General features: G+C 59.0%; 18 protein-coding genes. 11 read left to right on the top strand and 7 right to left on the bottom strand.

Going from position 1 to position 20420, the window contains the following annotated elements; genetic code table 11:
- The first annotated feature begins 764 nt into the window (after window positions 1-764).
- Window positions 765-2315 carry a cytochrome B6 gene (locus tag B5525_RS35470; protein WP_079570547.1) on the top strand — a complete coding sequence of 517 codons (1551 nt, stop codon included), beginning with the start codon at window positions 765-767 and terminating at the stop codon, window positions 2313-2315.
- Between the two features lie 1905 nt (window positions 2316-4220).
- Here B5525_RS35470 and B5525_RS35460 read toward each other — a convergent pair.
- The 3 genes from B5525_RS35460 to B5525_RS35450 all read right to left on the bottom strand — a co-directional run bounded on the left by B5525_RS35460 (window position 4221) and on the right by B5525_RS35450 (window position 6757).
- Window positions 4221-4430, bottom strand: a complete 210-nt coding sequence (locus B5525_RS35460) for a hypothetical protein (protein ID WP_063707793.1) — start codon at window positions 4428-4430, stop codon at window positions 4221-4223.
- Window positions 4431-4936: 506 nt separating this feature from the next.
- Entirely contained in the window at window positions 4937-5671 is a 735-nt protein-coding gene (locus tag B5525_RS35455) for a nuclear transport factor 2 family protein (RefSeq protein ID WP_197687879.1), read from the bottom strand.
- Window positions 5672-6277: 606 nt separating this feature from the next.
- Window positions 6278-6757: a hypothetical protein gene (locus B5525_RS35450; RefSeq protein WP_079570542.1), complete on the bottom strand. Its 480-nt coding sequence runs from the start codon at window positions 6755-6757 to the stop codon at window positions 6278-6280.
- Window positions 6758-7062: 305 nt separating this feature from the next.
- On the opposite strand from B5525_RS35450, the gene B5525_RS35445 reads away from it, so the two are divergent.
- Window positions 7063-7617, top strand: a complete 555-nt coding sequence (locus tag B5525_RS35445; protein WP_079570540.1) for a thioredoxin family protein — start codon at window positions 7063-7065, stop codon at window positions 7615-7617.
- 225 nt (window positions 7618-7842) lie between these two features.
- Here the strand turns inward: B5525_RS35445 and B5525_RS35440 are convergent, their stop codons facing one another.
- Entirely contained in the window at window positions 7843-8865 is a 1023-nt protein-coding gene (locus tag B5525_RS35440; protein WP_079570539.1) for an alpha/beta hydrolase, read from the bottom strand.
- Window positions 8866-9052: 187 nt separating this feature from the next.
- On the opposite strand from B5525_RS35440, the gene B5525_RS44900 reads away from it, so the two are divergent.
- The gene (locus B5525_RS44900; RefSeq protein ID WP_154073645.1) at window positions 9053-9199 is read left to right on the top strand and encodes a hypothetical protein; all 147 of its coding nucleotides are present in this window, start codon (window positions 9053-9055) and stop codon (window positions 9197-9199) included.
- Between the two features lie 489 nt (window positions 9200-9688).
- Window positions 9689-10303, top strand: a complete 615-nt coding sequence (locus tag B5525_RS35435) for a tetratricopeptide repeat protein (protein ID WP_079570537.1) — start codon at window positions 9689-9691, stop codon at window positions 10301-10303.
- A gap of 36 nt (window positions 10304-10339) precedes the next feature.
- On the opposite strand, the gene B5525_RS47640 is transcribed toward B5525_RS35435, so the two are convergent.
- Window positions 10340-10894, bottom strand: coding sequence for a hypothetical protein (locus tag B5525_RS47640; RefSeq protein WP_154073644.1), 555 nt, complete (start codon window positions 10892-10894; stop codon window positions 10340-10342).
- Window positions 10895-11498: 604 nt separating this feature from the next.
- Here B5525_RS47640 and B5525_RS35425 point away from each other — a divergent pair.
- The 3 genes from B5525_RS35425 to B5525_RS35415 all read left to right on the top strand — a co-directional run bounded on the left by B5525_RS35425 (window position 11499) and on the right by B5525_RS35415 (window position 15604).
- Window positions 11499-11804, top strand: coding sequence for a YciI family protein (locus tag B5525_RS35425; protein WP_079570536.1), 306 nt, complete (start codon window positions 11499-11501; stop codon window positions 11802-11804).
- Window positions 11805-12388: 584 nt separating this feature from the next.
- Complete coding sequence (locus B5525_RS35420; protein ID WP_079570534.1) at window positions 12389-14332, top strand: PrkA family serine protein kinase; 1944 nt, start codon at window positions 12389-12391, stop codon at window positions 14330-14332.
- 102 nt (window positions 14333-14434) lie between these two features.
- On the top strand, window positions 14435-15604 hold the full coding sequence (locus tag B5525_RS35415) for a saccharopine dehydrogenase family protein (RefSeq protein ID WP_079570533.1): 1170 nt from the start codon (window positions 14435-14437) through the stop codon (window positions 15602-15604).
- Between the two features lie 321 nt (window positions 15605-15925).
- Here the strand turns inward: B5525_RS35415 and B5525_RS46855 are convergent, their stop codons facing one another.
- Window positions 15926-16360: a hypothetical protein gene (locus B5525_RS46855; RefSeq protein ID WP_079570531.1), complete on the bottom strand. Its 435-nt coding sequence runs from the start codon at window positions 16358-16360 to the stop codon at window positions 15926-15928.
- Between B5525_RS46855 and B5525_RS35405 the strand changes: the two genes are divergently transcribed.
- From B5525_RS35405 to B5525_RS35390, 4 genes are all read left to right on the top strand, one after another.
- Window positions 16275-16559, top strand: a complete 285-nt coding sequence (locus B5525_RS35405) for a hypothetical protein (protein WP_154073643.1) — start codon at window positions 16275-16277, stop codon at window positions 16557-16559. The genes B5525_RS46855 and B5525_RS35405 overlap by 86 nt on opposite strands.
- A 522-nt stretch (window positions 16560-17081) precedes the next feature.
- The gene (locus tag B5525_RS35400; protein ID WP_244567699.1) at window positions 17082-17549 is read left to right on the top strand and encodes a phasin family protein; all 468 of its coding nucleotides are present in this window, start codon (window positions 17082-17084) and stop codon (window positions 17547-17549) included.
- Window positions 17550-17757: 208 nt separating this feature from the next.
- Window positions 17758-17970 carry a hypothetical protein gene (locus B5525_RS35395; protein WP_079570526.1) on the top strand — a complete coding sequence of 71 codons (213 nt, stop codon included), beginning with the start codon at window positions 17758-17760 and terminating at the stop codon, window positions 17968-17970.
- Between the two features lie 41 nt (window positions 17971-18011).
- Window positions 18012-18236 carry a hypothetical protein gene (locus tag B5525_RS35390; protein ID WP_079570525.1) on the top strand — a complete coding sequence of 75 codons (225 nt, stop codon included), beginning with the start codon at window positions 18012-18014 and terminating at the stop codon, window positions 18234-18236.
- 196 nt (window positions 18237-18432) lie between these two features.
- Here B5525_RS35390 and B5525_RS35385 read toward each other — a convergent pair whose 3' ends face one another.
- Window positions 18433-19209 carry a Crp/Fnr family transcriptional regulator gene (locus tag B5525_RS35385; protein WP_079570523.1) on the bottom strand — a complete coding sequence of 259 codons (777 nt, stop codon included), beginning with the start codon at window positions 19207-19209 and terminating at the stop codon, window positions 18433-18435.
- Window positions 19210-20420: the final 1211 nt, after the last annotated feature.

Here is a 20420-nt window from a genome sequence, read left to right as displayed (position 1 = left end):
GGCGGCCCCTACGGTACTGACAGTATCTGATGCTGAGGCTCAGACCGTTGGCATGGAGCGGCGTCAGGAGCGACGCGCAGGACGGCACGAGCGACGTGAGGTGCGGCGCACAGGTACAAATACCGCCCCAGGTACAACTACCGGCGCAGCTAAGTAATTCCACTGGCTCCGCGAAGTCGTTAATCGAACCCGCTGCGCAGCCAACGCGCGAACTGAAACGGCGGACGTCGCCGCTCGCCCGTTTGCGCTGTTAAGTCTCCTAACAAGCGCGATCCTGCAAATAAGACCTGCTGAAACTGGGAGAGACAATAGGCGCGCAAAAGCGCGAGGCAGACTCGCTGGTACGTTAGAGCATGTCGCCGCTGTTGGGATGCCCAAATTCACGAATGGTCCGCTTGAGCCGTTCTTCAACAAGACGTGGCAACTGGCGGATTTCGAACTCGTGAAATGAGCGAACGCATCGCACTCGCTGATGTCCGCGCATGGCACTTTTCGGACATGCCGGGCCGGCCGGACGATGTCTGCTGTTGAGGGTAGAACGGACGTGCCCCGCGAGCCCCGCGACTTCCGAGTTTGACCCCAACCGGACCTGGCCTAAGCTCTGCCCAACACGGATGAAGCCGCTCAGCAGGTCTTGAAGTTCACCTGGCCATAATGTTTTTCAGCACACTGGAACAGAATCGAGTTTAAAGCGTTCCGGCTCTGTCAATTCCTTACATGCTACCTGGCATACCGCAACAAGCCATCCGAGAAGGAGGTTTGCTATGCCACGTTACCTAAAAATAGCCCTTCCTGTTGCTGGTCTGATCCTGGGTATTTTCAGCCTTACCGTGCCCGAGGGCGCGAGATCGCAACCGCCCACTAACGAGGCGCCTCCAGACGCTATCGCACAGGCGCAGACCCCCAAGGAAGCTCCAGTGGAGCGGCCGGAACAGAAGAAAACCGCCCACGACCTCTCCGACGTCTTCAGCCCGAGCAATGCGGTGCCATCGTCGGGGGCTTTGACTAATCAAACAGATCGCGGACAGATGAACGGTTTCGATTTCTACCGCGACCCGCTTGGCGCGACGCGACCTGGGATGACGTTTGACGACTTTTACAGGGCTGGCGTCGCCAATAAGGCGGCGGTCACGGCGACCCAGCGCAGGCTCCTCGAAGGCCGGTACAACCTTGAACCGAGGCTTGCCCCGGTCGTCACCATGTCGCGCGGCAAACCCCTTGCGATGGGGCCGACAGCAAGATTGCCGGCGGGGATGACCTGGGAAGCACTGGCCGCGTTGAGCCCGGCCGAGATTCGTGAGCGAGACATCTTCCCCTACAAGGCACTGCCTCACGCCGCCCAAGGCGGCGGGCTAGGCGGTCAGGTCTTCCCCCAGATGCAGATCAAAATGTTTCCGCGGCTGGAGCGGTACGACGTCGAGTTCGACCTTCCAGAGGCATTCTTGCCCGAGTTTCCGCCGGGGATGTTTCTGCAAAACCGGCCCGAGCTGGGCGATGTCTCCCGCGGCGAAGTGGTCTCGATCAACAACTATTACCGCTTGTTCGCAGACGTATTGACAGCCGTGCAGCTCGATGGCCTGCGTTTGCTGGTGACGCCATTCCCTCAAGAAGAGTTCAACCCAACCGGCGATCGAAGGACTGCTCAGCCCAGCCTGGGAGTGACGTGCCTGGATTGTCACACGAATGGTCACACCAGCGGTCAGTTCCACATCACTCCAGACATCAGGCCCGAGCAGCGGCGCATTCGACTGGACACCGTCAGTCTCCGCGGCTTGTTCAATCAACAGATTCACGGCTCGAAGCGGAGCCTACGTTCGGTCGAGGACTTCACCGAATTTGAGCAGCGCACCGCTTACTTCAATGGCGATATGATTCACGCGCTCAAGAAAGGCATGAACATTCTGGACCGAATCCAGGTGACGAACATGGCCCAGATGCAGAATATGTTCGACTTCCCGCCGGCACCGAAACTGACGGTCACCGGCATGCTCGACCCGGCGAAGGCCACGGCCGGTGAACTCGCGGGGCAGACATTGTTCTTTGGCAAAGCGCAATGCTCCACCTGCCATCCGGCGCCGGTCTATCTCGATAACCAGATGCACGACCTCCACGTCGAGCGATTCCTGAAGAACGAAGCCGGCGATGGACCGATTAAGGCGTTCACGCTGCGGGGTATCAAGGACAGCCCACCGTATCTCCATGACGGCCGGGCTTTGACACTGGAAGACACGGTGGAGTTCTTCAACCTGGTCCTGGAACTCAAACTCACTCCCGAGGAAAAGCACAATCTGGTTGAGTTCATGCAGCAGTTGTAGGTCGTGTGGTATTCGCAGCCTGTGAGTTCAGGCGCGCCGGCAGCGTGATCCGGACGGTGATCGGAGCCTTCAACGACGTCGAGGGTTGCACTATGTCTGAGACAATAGCGGGGATCAAAATCCCCGCGGTCTTGAATGAACTACTTATTCTAACGCAGTCGAGCGTCTTCGGCTTTTCACACGGCCTAGGCCCACAGCTGCCTCGGTTGTGTGAGACGGCACGTCCGCAGTTGGCAGTGCGCCCCGAAGGCGCGAATCACTAGTGGAGGAAGATTCCACCCAGAGAGTTGTCGATTGATCTGGTAGCTGACGAGCGGTTCGGCCGGGTAACTGGCAGGGCTGGAGCCTCGTGACAAAGGCCGCTTTAGGCGGTTGAGCAATCCGGCGGGCCGTAACGTGTGTGAAGCCTGAGCAGGCCTCGAAAGTGACAATGCGGATGCCGACCCTCCTGCCATTTGGGGAAGGCTGTATGAGCGGGGAAGCAATCGACACGCGCACCCGCTCGATCCGCCGGGGTAGTGGGCACGGCACGTCGGAAAGGTGGTTCGGGTAATCGGGGGAGACCCGTCAAGGGTGAGGGTAGCGGCCTCAACGTCGCGAAAGGCGGCGGCCATGGCGGGAGTCGGACGGGGTCGTATGACCGTTGAAGCCGGGTAATGCTGGCTGAGGAAAGGGCCCCGACTTCTGGTGCGCTTTCGAAGATGGCGAGGTCGTGGTGATTGGCGATGAGCCTGCAAACACCATTATCGACAGGCGCCGCCGGAGATTGCTGTGTCGAGGGGCGAAGGAGAGTTACTCACTGCGCGGAAGCCGCGTGCGGTTAGTTTGCTCTCCGTGTGCCTCACGGTGAAGCCAGTCGGAGAGCCGGATGCCTTAATCGGGCACGTCCGGTTCGATGAGCGTTGCGCCTTGCAAGCGCGTTGAAGTCTGCAGTCTGCAATGACGGCCGCGGCAAAGCCTAGCGAGCAGCCGCGAACCGAGTCTTGCGTGACGTCCGGTAACGGCCGTTGCGAAGCGTAGACAGGGAGGTTGTAGGCCGGAATGAAGTGAACGGGAATATAGCCCCGAAATCGAACGTGATCGGAGTAGCCGACCCCGTCGCTCAAAGGGGAAGGCGGAATCGCAGACCGCGTCAACGCGAGCGGTCTGAGGTGCTCCCGGGGTTCGGTACCGCCAGCATGCAACCAAAGGAAGCAACGTGAACAAGGGAGATCCATTCGGTTCAAACGCAAGTTTGTAGGGCCCGACAAGCCGACAAGGTGAGGGAGGCCTGATGACCGAGTGGAAGTCAGACTGACTGGTAGTACTCCGAGGACGGGAGAGCCGGCCACATGGGGAAGCGGTCAGCGGTAGTTGAATTGTTCTTGGGCGACATGGGCTCCATTCAACGGGAGTTACGGCCTTCTACTCAGTGAGAAGATCAGCTGACCATGGAAACGAAACTTGAACAGATAGCAGTGAAAGCTGTGAACCAACTGCCGAAGAGCGTGGTGCGGGAAATCCGCACGCCACGTTCTGTGGGAGCCGGGGGCGGGCGACCGCCTCCGGCGACCCGGTGGGATGGGAAACGGAGCGTTGCCGAATGGCCCAAGCTACCGCGCTCATCCTCGACTCTACCGAAATGACATGCCAATGCAGTCGCCGCATGTCCGCTGTTGAGGGATGAACGGACCAAGCTCAGACGTGACCCAACTTCCGTTTTTGACCCTTCGCGTCATCTCGCGTGTGCGTATTCATCGGGTCGCTTTTGGGGCGAAGCGGACATGAAGTGACCGGTAGGGTAACAAATTTTTCTTGCGACAAGGTGCGTGATTTGCTCCCTAAATCGCGCGGGCCGTTCGCCACATGGGGTCAAGCTGAAGAACCCGGTGTCGCCTTCGAAGGATGTGCAGAGGGCTCAGTCGTTCAGAGATGAGCACGCGGCAATAGCCATCCCATGATCTTCTGATACGGATCGCGACGACTGCGGACGAATGCGTTCTCGTTCTGCTGAGCGGCGGTCCTGGCGAATTCAGAAATCCCCTCCATAGACTGCCGTTTATCCTTCGGAAGCTTCGCCCATTGGCGAATGATCTTCCGGCGGGCTTCGCGTTGCTTTTCCCTTACGTCAGGCATCGGGACGCTCCTTGACGAGGATTATTCCGGTCGACCTAGTATTGTTTGGGCTCACTAGAACGTCAACGTCCAATCAAGAACTCTTTGCCCCTCTTATCAAGAACAATTTTTGTTTCCTTCTCAAAGGCCGTATCCTGCGCAGGCTAAACCTGAACCAAACCGATGATTAGGTGCCCAAACCAAGATTGGTACAGCTTGGTACACCCCAACTTGGGGTCCGCCTATGCACACAAAAGCCAAGTGCTAAAGGTCGACCATAGTGTCCGCCTGTACCAACCTGTACCAACCACCACATACTCGGGCGCGTACTCATAAACGTCAGCTTCCGAGGGTGAAGCGGAAGTCGCCCCGCTTGGCCGTCATCGACGGCTTATGACCCAACTGAGACATGCTAGTTTGGTGGTCCCGCTGCCAGTCGGGGGCGCTGCAAAAGGAACTAGCCATGAAACTGCACGCCAATGCTCAAACGTGCCCACACTGTCGCTCTCTGATCGCGTCGTACGCGATCATTGCGCGAGCCAGGCCTGCCCGCCCTTCTTCATCTGTACTTCGAGGTCGCTACCCTTCGTCGCAAAGACGCGGCGCACCGGAAATCCGCTTTTTTCCAGCAGATAGGCAAGCGGTGCATAAGCGCTGGGATAACGGGCAACGATTGCCTTGTCGATGTCGACAATCCCGATCGGAAATGTGAACGATCCCATGTCGTAAATGCATTGACGCTTGACTATTTTCCAGACGCCGCCGCGCTTTTCGACGAGATCGTAGAAGCGGCTGTGTCCCGCGCAGCCGAGACCAAGCTTCAGGTTCTCGCCAATTATCACCACGTTGGTTTCGGCCACTGCCTTGTAGCCATTGAACGCCACCACCGGCGACGTGATGAGGTGTTTCGTCCGCAGATCCGATGCGCCCATGCGCATCGAGGCATCGACAAAGTCGCTCGCCTTACCTTCAAACCACGTGATCTCGATCTCGCCGTCCGGATGGAACAGTGTGCGCAGGTCGTCCCACTGAGCGAGATCGCGGTGAATCCAGCCCGTCATCAGGTCAGCGATATCCATTCTGTCTTGCAGGATCGTTTGCATTCGAGGTTCCTCTCCAATCAGGATTGCATGGCGCGCCGCGTCGAAACCGGGCCGAATGAAGATAGTGTTGCGTTTGCTGCAGCGCGAGAGTCTCCTCCTGGCACAAAGCTGACGTAACCGCCCCTTTGGTGAATGTCCGTTGTTGAGGTGAGCAGACATCAAAGATTTGCTGCTTGAGGTCTACTTCAACCGGAACTAGGCGCGTCGTCAGACCTTCGGGGTGGGGGGTGGTCAATTCTCTGGCGCAAAGAGGATGCGGACCGGTGGGCCTGGTTCGTATGCAGAATTTTCAGTTTTTTTAAAAGGAAAAACCCACCCTCTCGAGGCGACCTGGTCGGTAGACCGTAGTGTTGCGAATGTCCGCTGTTGAGGAAATAGCAGACCTTGAGCATTTGCTTCCTGAGGTCCGCAGATGACCCTGGCTGTTCTCTAATTCCGGGCCTGCGGTCAAGACTCTCCAAAAACATCCTTGCCGGGTTCATGGTTCTCTCCGCGGTAGGGGCATGCCCTCCGCATGATGGCGTAGGATGACGCTGGTGGATCAATGTGTGAAGCGCGCTTGCTTTTTTGAGCATCGCAAAGCCAGGGGCGATCGCACCAACGCCAGCGTCCCGGCAGGGACCTTGGTACCCGCCGGTGGTCGGCGGGAATTCGATAGTTTGCTATGCTGCTCCGCCACCCGCGCATCTTGATCCCGCCGGACCCTCGCTCGAGGATTCTGCAGATTCTGGATCTCTGCTCGTGCATCTTGGACGGGCGGACCCTTCAGTGCCTTTGGATGGGAAGGACGCGTGCTTGAGCATTTTGCAAAATCTGTGCTCGTGCATCTTGCGCGGGCCGCACAGTCTCGATTTGTGCGCGTGCATCTTCCTTGGCCGCCCAATCTTGAAATTGTTTCAACGGGGCTCCAGGTGGTGCCGCCCTGATTTCTGCCTGGCTCTGATGGGCGGTATCAAAAGTGGTAGCAATTTCATCGCGGGCTGGCGCGCCCCATGCAGTCGGCGTCGTTTGAACGGTGGCAGGCTGAAGAGCCGAAATGTCGGTCAGCGAAGTTTTGATGTCCGCAAAGACCTTCGCCGGATTTCCGAACGATAGGAGAATCGCCATACCGACCAGTGACGCCACTAGAACCAAAATACTCGCATTGAGGAGCAGCAACGAGCCGCGTTCCTCGTGCTCATCAGCATGACCGGAGAGAAAGAAAGGCAAAGGGTGGTTCGGATCAAAGCCGTCTCTTATCGGCATTGGCTGAACCTCCGCTTGCAGTTCTTGCCGACCATGCACTGATATCGAGGTCCAAAAGCGGAGAAATCTTGATCTCACTAGGGCCCCGGGGGGAACCCGCTCGATGATGCAGCGGCTGCCGATGCAGCCCTTATCTGTAGGTCCCGCATTTGGTTGGCTCCTGGCCCACACCGACGAAATCCCGCGCTCGTCCAAATGTCGGCTGTTAAGGTACGACCGGAAACGACGCGACTGGCGAGCAGGCTTTTGAAACTGTGCCCCGGCAGGCCGTCGTCAGCGGATATTTGGGCACAAGGAGGTGCGATATGGCGACAACAGCTACCCAAGTCGTTCTTGATGCGCCGGCCGCGGAGTTCCGGCTTCCGGCCACCGACGGCAAGACTTACGCACTGGACGACGTTGCGGGCGAAAAAGGCACGGTCGTCGTCTTCATCTGCAACCATTGTCCCTATGTCAAAGCGGTGATCGACCGCATGGTTTCGGACGCCCGCGTGCTGATGTCGGAGAGCATAGGCTTTGCGGCGATTTGTTCGAACGATGCGGCGAGCTATCCCGAAGACTCATTTGAGAATATGAAGCGTTTCGCGAAGGCTCATGATTTCCCGTTTCCATATCTCCACGACGAGACCCAGACAGTCGCCCGCGCGTATGGGGCGGTCTGTACGCCGGACTTCTTCGGTTACAATGCCGACCGCAAGCTCAAGTATCGCGGCCGGCTCGACGAAGGCCGCGCAACTCCGCCTCGCGCGAGGGCGCCTCGAGAGCTCGTCGAGGCCATGCGCGCGATTGCGAACACCGGTCTGGCGCCGGCTGACCAAAAGGCGTCTATTGGCTGCTCTATCAAATGGAAGGACGAATAACCGGACCGCCCCGCGACATCCGGAAGAGAGCTGTCGGTGAGGCGTAGCGCAATATCGCAGCCCGTCGCCGCTTTGCCGATTTGGGTGTGTGGCGGACGCCGGCATCATTGCGCCACGGCGAAACAAATAGTGCCCATCATCATCGCCCGTGGCGCGCCACTCTACGCGAGAGCGCTACAAGCGCCCGGCAAGCACTCCTGCGTGGTCGTTTTTGCCAAGCCGAGTTCACGCAGCCGCGGTATCAATCGAGCGGCGTATCACCTGCTGCACCTCCGCATTCGACAGGAACAAATCGTGGTTGATGATACCCCAGCCTGCCTGGGAAGCATCGATCACACGCACCCCGAGCTGCTCGATGGCGGCCTTCTCGGCGGCGCCGACTCGTGTCATCCCGCCAGCGATTCGTCCCGACAGCGCCAACGCGCGATCGTTCGTCGCGGCGATGACGGTGATCTTGCCGGCGAGCGGACCGATGCGGTTGATTGCCGACGAGAACACGTCCATATCGATGTCCGGTGCGGCAAACACTACCGCGCCGATCCTTCCCGCAACGGTGTCACCGTATCGCGCATAGAGCTGACGCAAGCTTTCGAGCGTCAGCATGGTTCCCATGCTGTGCGCGACGATGTGGACGCGGCCGCCGCCCGGAGCCGACACGATGGAAGAGAGCACGCGTTCGAAGTCGTCGCGGGACCACATCGCGCTTTCACGGTCATAGGCGTAGTCGAAAAATCCCGCCTTGGAGGGCCAGGAGAATACCATTGTCCGGCCGCGGAACTTGATTGCATCGGAGAGGTGCGCGGCATCGAGCGCCGCTGTCTCGAACGTCTGTTTGAAGCCGTGCACGTAGATCAGGACGTCTGGTCCGCCGCCGGCCTGCGCAAGAAGATCGCCGACCTCCCCCGACACCGGCTCGACCTCTTCAATACGCCAATCGCCAAGTCCGACTGCGGCGAGAGAGAGACGGCCGTCGTCTGGCGGCACCAGCTTCGCCCGTGCGACGGTCATCGTAGAAGCGCGCTCCGGCCCGAACCATGGCTTCGCGCGCCCGCCGTTCACCCGCTTGCGTGTGGTTGTGACGAGCAATGTAGGGTCAACTGAGAGCGGCGAAGCGTCGAAGGACGCGCCCGTCGCGCCTAAGCGGGCGCATCCCCCGAGCGCGAGCACGCTGGTTGCGGACGCAAGCCCGCCCAGGACCGCGCGGCGGGATGCAATAGTCTTGTGTTGCAGCAAACGTCGGACGATCACACGGAACCTTCAGGAACACTGCCCGCCGTAGGGCGCGCCCTGTTGGCTCCCTAATGGCGGCGAGAAAAGGGCGGGCGGCCCCCGCCTGATGCATGGATGCTTTCTAAAACTCAATTTAATGGTGTTTCGACGGATTGCGATTTTACACTGGGTTCACTCTCGACGTTCTAGCTTAGGAGAGCTTCCCATGTCGAACACCTCGGTAAACGAGGCCGTGACGAACAGTCACGAGCAACCGGTCAACTGGGTGCGGATCGTTGTTTTAGCCGCCATTGCGCTGCCCGCTTTTGGCGGCTTGTACTATGCGCTTCTGGACTATTTATTGTTCGGATGACGTAACCGCCCTTTTGGTGAATGTCCCTTTCTGAGGGAAGAGCAGACATCAAAGATTTGCTGATTGAGGTCTACTTCAACCGGAACTAGGCGCGTCGTCAGACCCTCGGGTGGGGGGTGGTCAATTCTCTGGCGCGAAGAGGATGCGGACCGGCCTGGTTCATATCCAAAATCTTCGATTTTTTTACAAGGAAAAGCCCACTTGCGGCTTCGGTGAATGTCCGCTGTGGATGGAAGAGCAGACCTTGAGCATTAGCGGCTCGAGGTCAGCCTTTGACCCAATTGAGACATTCGTTTCGGTCGCGACGCCAAAATCGACGTTGCAGTGACCCGAGCTGTCGAAAAGGACAGCGTGACTGTCACACCCAAGCTAGCGTTTATTTCCAAATCTCACTCGGAAAAAAATCTTTTCGAGGGGAATATTTCAAGCAAAGCGGAGTTAACATGCGCAGCTAGAGGTGTCACCCGCCTGCTTGAGCAGGAGGCTCGAATGATCAAACTAGTGATCAAGCTTGGGACGGTAGCAACATTTCTGATGGCGCTGATTACTGCGTACTCGCTAACACCGGCCGGTGCGGCTGGAGGTGGTGGCGGCGGTGGCGGTGGTGGTGGTGGTTATGATCCTTATGCTTCTCCTTACACTTCGACGACACCGTCGCCAGCTGCCAAGGCCACACACACCACCCACAAAGTCAAAAAGAAGCCCAGCAACCAGTCTCTTTTCGACGATCCCGCTTTTGCTCAGGGGTATCGCGCGGCCTATTCGACGATCTATGATGACCACGTTTACGCTGCCGCGATCGAGCAGCTTCAGGCGCTCGGCCACGACGATCACCCGAACGTGGCCAACCTGATCGGCTACTCCTATCGTAAACTCGGCGACTACAAGCTCTCGCAAGTCTGGTACGAGCGGGCACTGAAAGCGGATCGGAACCATGTGCTGACCTGGAATTATTACGGTCTGTGGCAGATCGAGCAGGGCAACCGCGAGCAGGCGGAGTATCATCTGAGCCGGATCGCTGCGATCTGCGGAACCGACTGCGCGGAGTATCGGTCTTTGGCGGACGCGCTCGAAAAGCCGCCCGGCACAGGTCTCGTTTATTGAGTATAACCGCAACGCCATTTTGGAAAGCGTAGTCGCTTACGGGTGGGGTGCGCCTCTGCGGAAGGAGAACAGGAGATGTTGCGTAAAACCATGATCACGCTTTGCGCGATAGCATCCATCGGCATGCTGGCGCCTGACATGGCGTTGGCGCGCGGCGGTGGTGGCGGCGGTGGTGGCGGCGGCGGTGGCCACGGCGGCGGTGGCGGTTTCGGCGGTGGCGGTGGTGGACACGGTGGCTTCGGCGGCGGTGGCGGTGGTGGACACGGTGGCTTCGGCGGCGGTGGCGGTGGTGGACACGCCGGTGGCTTCGGCGGCGGTGGTTTCGGTGGACATGCCGGCGGCTTCGGCGGCGGTGGTTTCGGTGGACATGCCGGCGGCTTCGGTGGTGGCGGCTTTGGCGGGCGAGGCTTCGGCGCGCGAGGCGTTGGCGCTGGAGGCTTCGGCAACAGCTTCGCGCACACAGCGCCGCGAGGCGGTGTCGGGGCGGTTCAAGGCAACCGTTTTGCCGGTGGCAATTTCGGTCGTTTTGCCGGTGGCAATTTCGGTCACGGCTTCGGCCGCGGCGGCTTCCACCATGGCCGAGGCTTCCATCGAGGCTTCTTCGCCGGCGGCTGGGGACCCGGCTACTACGATGATTATTGGGATTACCCGGACTATGCCTACGACGATTCCTACTATGACAATGGCGGCTGCTATGTCGTGCAACGCCGTGTGCATACTCGGTACGGATGGCGCATTAGGCCGGTTCAAGTCTGCGGCTGACGGCAGTCGCGCGTGCGGAAAGGAACAGCTCCGGAATATGAAGCCAGGTCGCGACTTCCGTTATTGGCACAAAGCTGACGTAACCGCCCCTTTGGTGAACGTCCGTTGTTGAGGGAAGAGCAGACATCAAAGATTTGCTGCTTGAGGTGAACTTCAACCGGAACTAGGCGCGTCGTCAGACCTTCGGGGTGGGGGGTGGTCAATTCTCTGGCGCGAAGAGGATGCGGACCGGTGGGCCTCATTCACACGCCAGAATTCCGGTTTTTAAAAAACAAAAGACCCACTTCTGTGGTCGAAAGCTACAAGACGCGCTTCGACTTGAGCTATTCAGCTTTTTGACCCGGACCAGACATCGGCCGGCCCTTGGCCACAATGTTCTACCGCCCAAGCCGCAGACGTGCTCTGTTGAACCTCAGCTCTAGAGAGGCAACAAATGACCTACTTCTTGTGCAAAATGATCCTGCCGCGCTCGGACTTCATCCAAACGATGACCGACAGCGAAAGAAATATCATGAAGGCTCACGGCGACTACCTTCAGAGCCTGGCCGAAGTTGGTTCGATCGTGTGTCACGGCCCTGTAGATGATCCCAAAGGGGGGTGGGGGCTGTCGATCTTTTCTGCAAAGGACCAAACGGAGGTAGAGCGTCTGACAGCCGCCGATCCGATAATTCTAGATGATGTCGGTGCGACGTATGAAATTCTTCCGATGAAACAACTTCGGATGAAGGGAGCGAGCTGAGTGAGCCGCCGCCGCTGAAGTTCCCTACGTGCGCCTCATCGGTCAGCCGATAGTAAATTCACTGCATAGTCGATGTCGCGTATTGGCAATTTCGGACCTAGCGCGATGTCTCAGTTGAGTCCGTTAAGCGCTCCGGAGCGGACGTGGATTATCCTCAAAATAGTTGATGTCGGCTGCCCCTGATTTTGCGGCCCCAGTGGCATTTACTTCTCCCTCGGGCATCCCCACATAGTGACCGTGACCCAATGGCAAAAATCTAGCTTTACGCGGGAGCCGCCGAAGACGAAGGTTGAGCTGCGCCAGATGCTGACCGAGGCCGTCCGCAACACGCAGCCCAGCGCGGGGAACGGGTCGAAGCGCCCGAAGGCCAAAAATGATCGCGGCTAGGGCGGCCTACGTCGATTAGATTTGCTCGGGCCATAAGATAACCACCGCGGGATTTTCGTGCGTCCACGGCCAAGCAGCAAGTCGCTGACTAGTTGATGCCGCGCGATCCTAACTGTTCCGGCAGTCGGACGATCTGTTCGGTCGGCCGTCGGACTTTGCCGCGCGTTCCAGCAGTTTACCTCATGAGGAGAGGGATCATGTACAACGATTCTCTGTTCAATGCTTTCGCTCGGTCCTTTGAGGTTCGAAGCGAAGCTGAAATGTCGATGGCGGAATATCTGGAATCGTGTCGAGGCGATCCGATGCGATATGCCAATGCCGCTGAGCGGCTTTTGGCCGCGATCGGCGAACCTCAAATGATCGACACGGCCAAGGACCCCCGCCTTGGCCGTATTTTTTTGAACAGGACGATGCGAGCCTATCCGGCTTTCACCGGGTTCTACGGCATGGAAGAAACCATCGAGCGCATCGTCGGGTTCTTCCGGCACGCAGCGCAAGGCCTGGAGGAGCGCAAGCAGATTCTCTATCTGCTCGGACCGGTAGGCGGCGGAAAGTCATCGCTTGCCGAACGGCTGAAGTCGTTGATGGAGGTCCATCCGATCTATGTGTTGAAGGCCGGCGACCAGCTCAGTCCGGTCTTCGAGAGCCCTCTCAGCCTGTTCAATCCGGAAACGCTGGGGCCGATGATTGAGGAAAAGTACGGCATTCCGCGCCGCCGCTTGAGTGGACTGATGAGTCCCTGGTGCTACAAGCGGCTCGAAGCTTTCGGCGGGGATATTTCGCAATTCCGCGTCGCCAGGATCCAGCCCTCGCGCCTGCGGCAGATCGCGATTGCCAAGACGGAGCCTGGCGACGAGAACAATCAGGACATCTCGTCACTCGTTGGCAAGGTCGACATTCGCAAACTGGAGACTTTTGCCCAGAACGACCCCGATGCCTACAGCTATTCGGGCGGCTTGAACCGGGCCAACCAGGGCATCCTCGAATTCGTCGAGATGTTCAAAGCACCCATAAAGATGCTGCATCCGCTGCTGACGGCGACGCAGGAGGGCAACTATATCGGCACCGAGAATATCGGCGCGGTTCCCTTTACCGGCGTCGTCCTTGCGCATTCGAACGAATCCGAATGGCAAAACTTCAAGGCCAACAAGAACAACGAAGCCTTCATCGATCGCATCTGCGTCATCAAGGTGCCCTACTGCCTGCGCGTGACCGAAGAGCAGAAGATCTACGAGAAGCTTATTCAAGGATCCGAACTCGCCTCCGCGCCATGTGCACCGGCAACCCTGGAGACGCTTGCGCGCTTCTCGGTGATGTCACGCTTGCGCAAGCACGAGAACTCGACCGTGTTTGCAAAAATGCGGGTCTATGACGGCGAAAGCCTCAAGGAATCCGACCCGAAAGCCCGCAGCGTTCAGGAATACAAGGACGCCGCCGGCGTCGACGAAGGCATGGACGGCGTCTCGACGCGCTTCGCGTTCAAGATTCTCGCCGCAACCTACAATCACGACACAACGGAACTCGGTGCCGATCCCGTCCATCTGATGTATACGCTCGAGCATGCGATCCGCCGCGAGCAGCTGCCCGATGAAGTCGAAAAGCGCTACCTCGAATTCATCAAGGCCGAACTCGTTCCACGCTACGCGGAATTCATCGGCCACGAGATCCAGAAGGCCTATCTCGAATCCTACGGGGATTACGGACAAAACCTGTTCGACCGCTACGTGGATTACGCCGATGCGTGGATCGAAGATCAGGACTTCAAGGACCCTGATACCGGCCAGATGCTCAATCGCAACCTTCTCAACCAGGAACTGACCAAGATCGAGAAGCCTGCGGGCATCGCCAGCCCGAAGGACTTCCGCAACGAGGTCGTCAAGTTCTCGCTGCGGTCGAGGGCACAGAACAGCGGCAAAAACCCGTCCTGGACCAGCTATGAAAAGATTCGAGAAGTAATCGAGAAACGGATATTTTCGCAGGTCGAAGACCTTCTTCCGGTTATCTCGTTTGGCTCGAAAAAGGACAGCGATACCGAAAAGAAGCACGGCGAGTTTGTCGCGCGCATGGTGGGACGCGGCTATACCGAGCGTCAGGTTCGCCGCCTCGTCGAATGGTACATGCGGGTGAAGCAAGCCGGCTGAGGCAAATGCAAGGGTGGCTATGCACATCGTCGATCGGCGCCTCAGAGCGATTGCACACGGATCTGAAGATAGCTCTCCCGGGTCTCGAGGAGGACCAACGTCGTGAAGCGGGACTTCGACCTCATCGTCTATGGCGCGACGGGTTACACCGGCCGTCTCATCGCCGAATATCTGGCGACGTCCTATCGCGGCGACGATGCTCCGTCCTGGGCGATCGCGGGACGCTCGACCGACAAGCTCCAGAAGGTGCGTGCCGAGATCGGCGCGCCGGACGATCTGCCTTTGGTGAAGGCGGACGCCGCCGAGTCGGCCAGCCTACGTTCGATGTGCGAGCGTGCGGCCGTGATTATCACGACGGTCGGGCCTTATCAGCTCCACGGTCCCGAGCTCGTGGCGGCCTGCGCGGCCACGGGCACGGCCTATGTTGATCTGTGCGGCGAACCGGCTTGGATGCGGCGCATGATCGACGCCCATCACGAAGAGGCGAAACGGACCGGCGCGCGCATCGTCTTCTCCTGCGGCTTCGATTCCATCCCGTTCGATCTCGGCGTGCTCACATTGCAGGAGAAGGCGCGCGAGAAATTCGGACGCCCGGCGCGGCGGGTCAAAGCCCGCCTGCGCAAGGTGAAAGGCGGCATGTCTGGCGGCACCGCGGCGAGCGCTCGGGCGACGTTGGCCGCCGCCGCGCGCGACCCGGCCCTGATCCGGCTGCTGACCGATCCCTTCGCGTTGACGCCGGGGTTCACCGGGCCGTCTCAGCCGTCGGGCCTCATCCCCGAATACGACCCGAGCATGAACGTGTGGCTCGTGCCGTTCCCAATGGCGCCGATCAACACCAAGAACGTGCACCGCACGAATTTCCTGTTGGGTCATCCCTACGGCACGGGCTTCGTCTACGACGAGATGATGGTCGCGCCGGGATTTGGGGAAATCGCTCGCGTGACGACGGAGACGTTCGCCACGATGGTTTCCTTGTTCGGGACCGGGGGTCTCAAACCCGGTGCAGGCCCGACTCGGGAAGAGCGCGAAAAGGGCTTCTACGACATCCTCTTCCTGGGCGAGCTGCCGGATGGCGGACGGGTCGAGGCGGTAGTCACGGGCGACCGCGATCCGGGCTACGGCTCGACCAGCAAGATGATCGCCGAAAGCGCTCTCTGCCTCGTGCGCGACGTGCAGGGCGAGGGCGGCACCTGGACGCCGGGCGCGCTGATGGGGCCGGCGTTGCGCAAGCGTCTGAAGGAGCGCGCCGGCCTCACCTTCAACGCGCGTTGAGGTAACGCTCAGAACTGCAGCGGCGTGCTGGATTACGTGGATCGTAACCAGCGAAAGCGCGGCTTGGCGAGCGCGAGCCTCAAATCCGGTTCAATGGCCGCTTCTGGCACAAATGCGAAGGGCAGCGATGTCCGCTATTTGGTCGCTATCAGGGGAAAAGCGGACGTCGCGGACATCGCGTTTTTGTAGATACGGAGGTCATACGAGGCGGGCCGCTGCCAGAGGTGGCGGGGCACGGCAGAGAAGCTTGGCGAGCCGCCCCAGGTTCCGCGCGGTTGTTGTGAGCAGCACTTCGTCCCCGCACACAATCCGCGGGCGGTGTTACTGCGTCAGAAATCTATATGCGACAATCAGAGCCACCATGCTCGCGAAAATCAGCAGTGCCGGGAGGGATTTTCGGATCATTGGCCTCGTCGAATGGCGCGCAGCCGATAGACCGGGCTGAGGTTTAGGTCGTCTCTGGAACCGCACGGCTTTGCCCTCTGTCGTTGGTGTGCGAGCCTTTGGTTCCGGCGCCGCGCCCACGCCTCCCAGCTCGCTGTAATAAGCGCTGTAGACCTCGCGAACGGCCAGGGCCGTGGACTCGGCCTCGCTCATCGTCTCGAGTCGGGTTCGATAGTTAGTCAGAAAGCTCTGTGCGTTTGACGGAAGGTCATCGAAACCACCGAGCTTGGCCATCATGAGCCAAGTGGCAAAATCCGCCTCGGCCTTCGTGCGAGCTTTCTTGGCGATACTGGTGTTGGAGCTAGAGGACATGGTGGTCCGATTGGTTCGCCCGCCCAAACTCGCCGGCGTTCATGGCGATCGTTGGACAGTTCGCTTGGGTATCTCGGTTGCCCGCATCCTGCGGAAGCGGGCGGAGTTGGCCGTGGTGCTGCCGCCGAGCTTGCAGGTCGTGACGCTGGAGGAATTTCTCGAAGTGTACGACGGGTACATCGGCGGCAAATACCTGTGAGGGGGTGGGGGTGTTCGAATCCCTCGGTTAAATCGCCCGCGGACCGGTGGGACTGGTTCATACCCAAAATCTTCGATTTTTTTAAAAAGAAAAGCCCACCTTGTAAAAGGGCCCAAAGTGGCAGGACATCTAGCGGAGACGTCTGGACATCTCGTTCGCAAGCGACGTTTTCTGAGGCAGGATCCCTTGATCATGGCGCTCTCTGGCGGGAGCGCTGAGCTTCCGATGACGCTGAAAAAAGCGGCAGCCCCTTACCGCCTCTCGCGATGTCCCCGTTATGCACAGCACCATTCCTGTATATGACGATTGCGTGTATTGACATCCCCGAAAAAATTCCAAGCGAGAGTCGGGAATCGCACGGACGGCACCCCTTTCCTCGGACATGGTGGCATCGGGGCTGGGTTGAAGCTCATCCGAAAGCTGGTCGAACACGGAAGCGGGGACAACTCTCCGCCTCCACGAGATCTCGTGACGCAAGCCGGCGTCTCGGGGAATGATTTCGCTTGAGAAAGGTGATGTGCCGTGAGTGAGAGTGAAGTGAATGCCGGACTGAACGGAGCGAATGGTTTCAGGATGCCGTTGTTTGAATTCCCGAGGATCGCGTTGCCCGGCGTGTTCGACGAGCTTGCCAAGCAGGGGGTCGCCCGCGCACAGGAAGGATGCGAAAAGGTAAAGGTCGCGTCGGAGGAGATGGCGGAAGCGCTGCGTGAGAGCTATTCGAGCAATGCCAGGAGCGCGACCGACTACGGGCTCAAGGTCATCGAGACCTCAAACGCCAATACCGCCTCCGCGATCGATTTCTTCGCCCATCTCTTGGGCGGCAAGTCGGTGACGGATGTCTTCACTTTGTCCGTGGCGCAAGCGCACAAGGCTTTCGACACCGCATCCGCCCAGAACAAGGAATTGTGGGAGCTTGCTCAGAAGCTTGCGACGGAAACGGGCGAGCCGATCAGAAAGCACGTCGCCAAGGTTCTCCGCCAAGCCAAATAGAAAGTGGCATTAATTCACGTCCAGGGTTCGTTCAAGAGGGCGACCCGGCCGGTTGGAACAAGCCAGCCATGAGCATGCGACCCCATGCTCGATCGAACAAAGGGCAGGTGCGCGATGCCCCCAAGTAACCGCACCGACAAAAGGCTCAATCCAACCGGCCGGCTTCTTGCTTCAAAAAGCAACAAAACCAAATCCGAGAGAGGCTCACATGAGTATGGTCATGGTCAAATGCCCGCAAACTGGACGTGCGATCCCCACCGGCATCAAGTCCGATCGCGAGAGTTTTCGGCGCCGCCCCGTGTTTTTCGGCCGCACCCATTGCCCGATCTGCCACGTCGATCATGCTTGGTTCGCACAGGAAGCCTGGGTCGACGAACCGAACGCCTGGGCGCGTCGTCGCAGCGCGGGCTCTCTGGCCTGATCGTTCACACAGGTCATCGATGATAGCGATGGAGGGACACGATGGCGCACATGCAAATCTCCCCTGAAACGTCCTCTACCTGGCTACTGCAAGCCAAGGACTTTCTTGTCGAAGCACGACGGCTGAAGCCGGGCGCAGCGCGCAACGACCTGCGCCAGGTGGCGAAGATCCTGCGCGAGATTGCGAAGGTCGAGGGCCTCTCCGCCGGAGAGAACCTGATCGGGGCGAAAGGATCCGCTATTTCCTCTCCGGCGAAGCGGCTTTGATTTCAGCACCGTCTTCGGGCATATCGACCATGAAGGCGATGGCGCCGCTGGTCGGGCGCCCCGTCACGGAGTCCTTCCGTGAACGGGCAACCAGTGCACCAAAGCATTTGTGGCAGCCGGGATGAATATTGTTTTGACTTAACGGAACGCGCGGCGTCCGATGCTTTTTCCAGATAGGCGGCCGCGCGAAATCGGCTCACATAGCATCGCCCGATTCATTTGCGGCATCATTCGCCACAACCAAAACGCGAGATCGGGCCGTATTCATCGAGAAGATCTCCTCGACTTCGAGACGCAAGTTGCGGTGGCATTCGCAGGCCGCCGCCGCGAGCCGCGATCGGTCGATCTCGATCTGGCCTCGTCGATCAGATCTGATCGCTCCGGACGCGCGCAGATTGCGCATCAGGACCGTCACTGTCGTTCGTTGTACACCGAGTATTTGCGACAGCGCGTCCTGGGTGAGCGGGAGGACGTCGTGGTCAACGCAGTCGCGAAGATGGAGCAGCCAGCGTGCCATGCGGGCTTCGGCCGGATGCAGGGCATTGCAGGCCGCGCCGAGCTGAAACTGTATCAGCATCGCCCTGATGTGAATCTGGACCGCGTGGCGGATCGCGGGGCTTCGGTTGAAAGCGGCGTGAAATCGCGAGGCGGGGATCCGCGAGGCTCTCCCGGCCGCGCGAATGATGGCGGTGCTGGCCGAAGGTGACGGGCCTAGCACGGAAAGAATGCCTACTGCCCCGTCGCGCCCAACTGCGGCGGTGGCTACCGTCTGCCCGTCCGCCATGTCGATCATTAGCGAAATGGCGCCGCTATGAGGGAAGAAGACATGCTCGATCTGGTCACCCTCTCGCGAGAGGACCGCGTCCTGATCGAGCGCGACCGTCTCTAGCTCGGGCACCAGCAGTTCGAAGTCCGCTGGCGGCAGTGCTGCCAAAAGGCGGTTACCAATTCCGCCGGACCCGCTATGACGCATCCGCCGCCTTCTCCATTCCGAGCGGCGCGCGCGACCTTAACATTTGTTTAAATCTGCTTTCTTTCTCTACCCGCACCGATATCCAATTCACTTAAAAACGCCTTTCGCTCTCAACAATCAGCGCGTCGTTGAAACGTAGACCAAGTGCGCTACGGGAAGCCATTGCAAAATGCGTATGGGTAACACCGTATGGCGTGCCGCGGTTGCACGAGTTCCAACGTCGTCGAGACGACCAATGCGCAGCATTTCCCCACGTGCGACGAGGTGATCGAGTGGGCGCCTTTTGCTGCAGTCAGTCCGAAAGTGGCGCTTTTCGGACTCGTCTATGTGCCTCAGCCTTTGTTAAAGATACCCGCGGTGCGAATCGAGCACTCCATGTATCCGTAACGCATGGCCGCGATAATTTGCACAGATTGCCGAAAGACAAGCTTGATCGACAACGTGAAGGGTCGATGGAGGGCCTGTTATTCGCGATACCTTCGTTCGAAACAGCGGACAAAGTCATTTTCTTGTGTGGTTTGCAAGTTTGGCTTCAGAACGCCAGACGGGACGCTGGCTTCTGCTCGGATGCTTGCCGTCATAGTCTTATCGTGAGCGTCGTCTTTTGCGGATGGGATGGGGGTGGTCAAATCTCTGGCGTGATGCGGGTGCGGACCGGTGGGCCTGCTTCATACGCAAAATTTCCGGCTGCCAATCCGAAAAGCCCACCTTGGGACAACGTCCGATACACGTCTGTTTTCGGGAGAAAAGCAGACATCGCATTTTAAGCGCGTCACAACCGTTTTTGACCCAACTCAGACATTGGGTCTGGATCGCTTCGGTCATGAGTCAGGATGAGCGCAGAGTGCAAATCTGCCAAACTCGCCGACTCACGGGGTCAGTGTGCAAGTCACCGTCAAAACCCTCACGACCATTATTGACGCTGATAGGCAATGACGCCTGTCGTCCTCCCATCTACTGTCAACCTGAGCCATCCGAGCTCAACCTAATTTTGAGGACACTATTTTGAAAAAGCTTGGTTTTTGGTCAGCGGTTATCGCGCCTCTCTCTTTGCTTTTGCTTCCATGCGAGGGGCGCGCAAGCGTGTTTGGCTTCGCTGCCGATCCAAATCCGTTTGTAACAATCTCAAGCTATCAAGGATTTACGTGGTCGGGCGCTGGGTCGTGGGTCACCATAATCTAGCCGCCTCCCTCGGAGGAAGGCGCCGCTCA

The organism is Bradyrhizobium erythrophlei, from assembly GCF_900129505.1.
In the GTDB taxonomy this organism is placed as follows: domain Bacteria; phylum Pseudomonadota; class Alphaproteobacteria; order Rhizobiales; family Xanthobacteraceae; genus Bradyrhizobium; species Bradyrhizobium erythrophlei_D.
The sequence above is the reverse complement of the archived record's forward strand: the minus strand, read 5'-3'. Positions and strand labels throughout refer to the sequence as shown.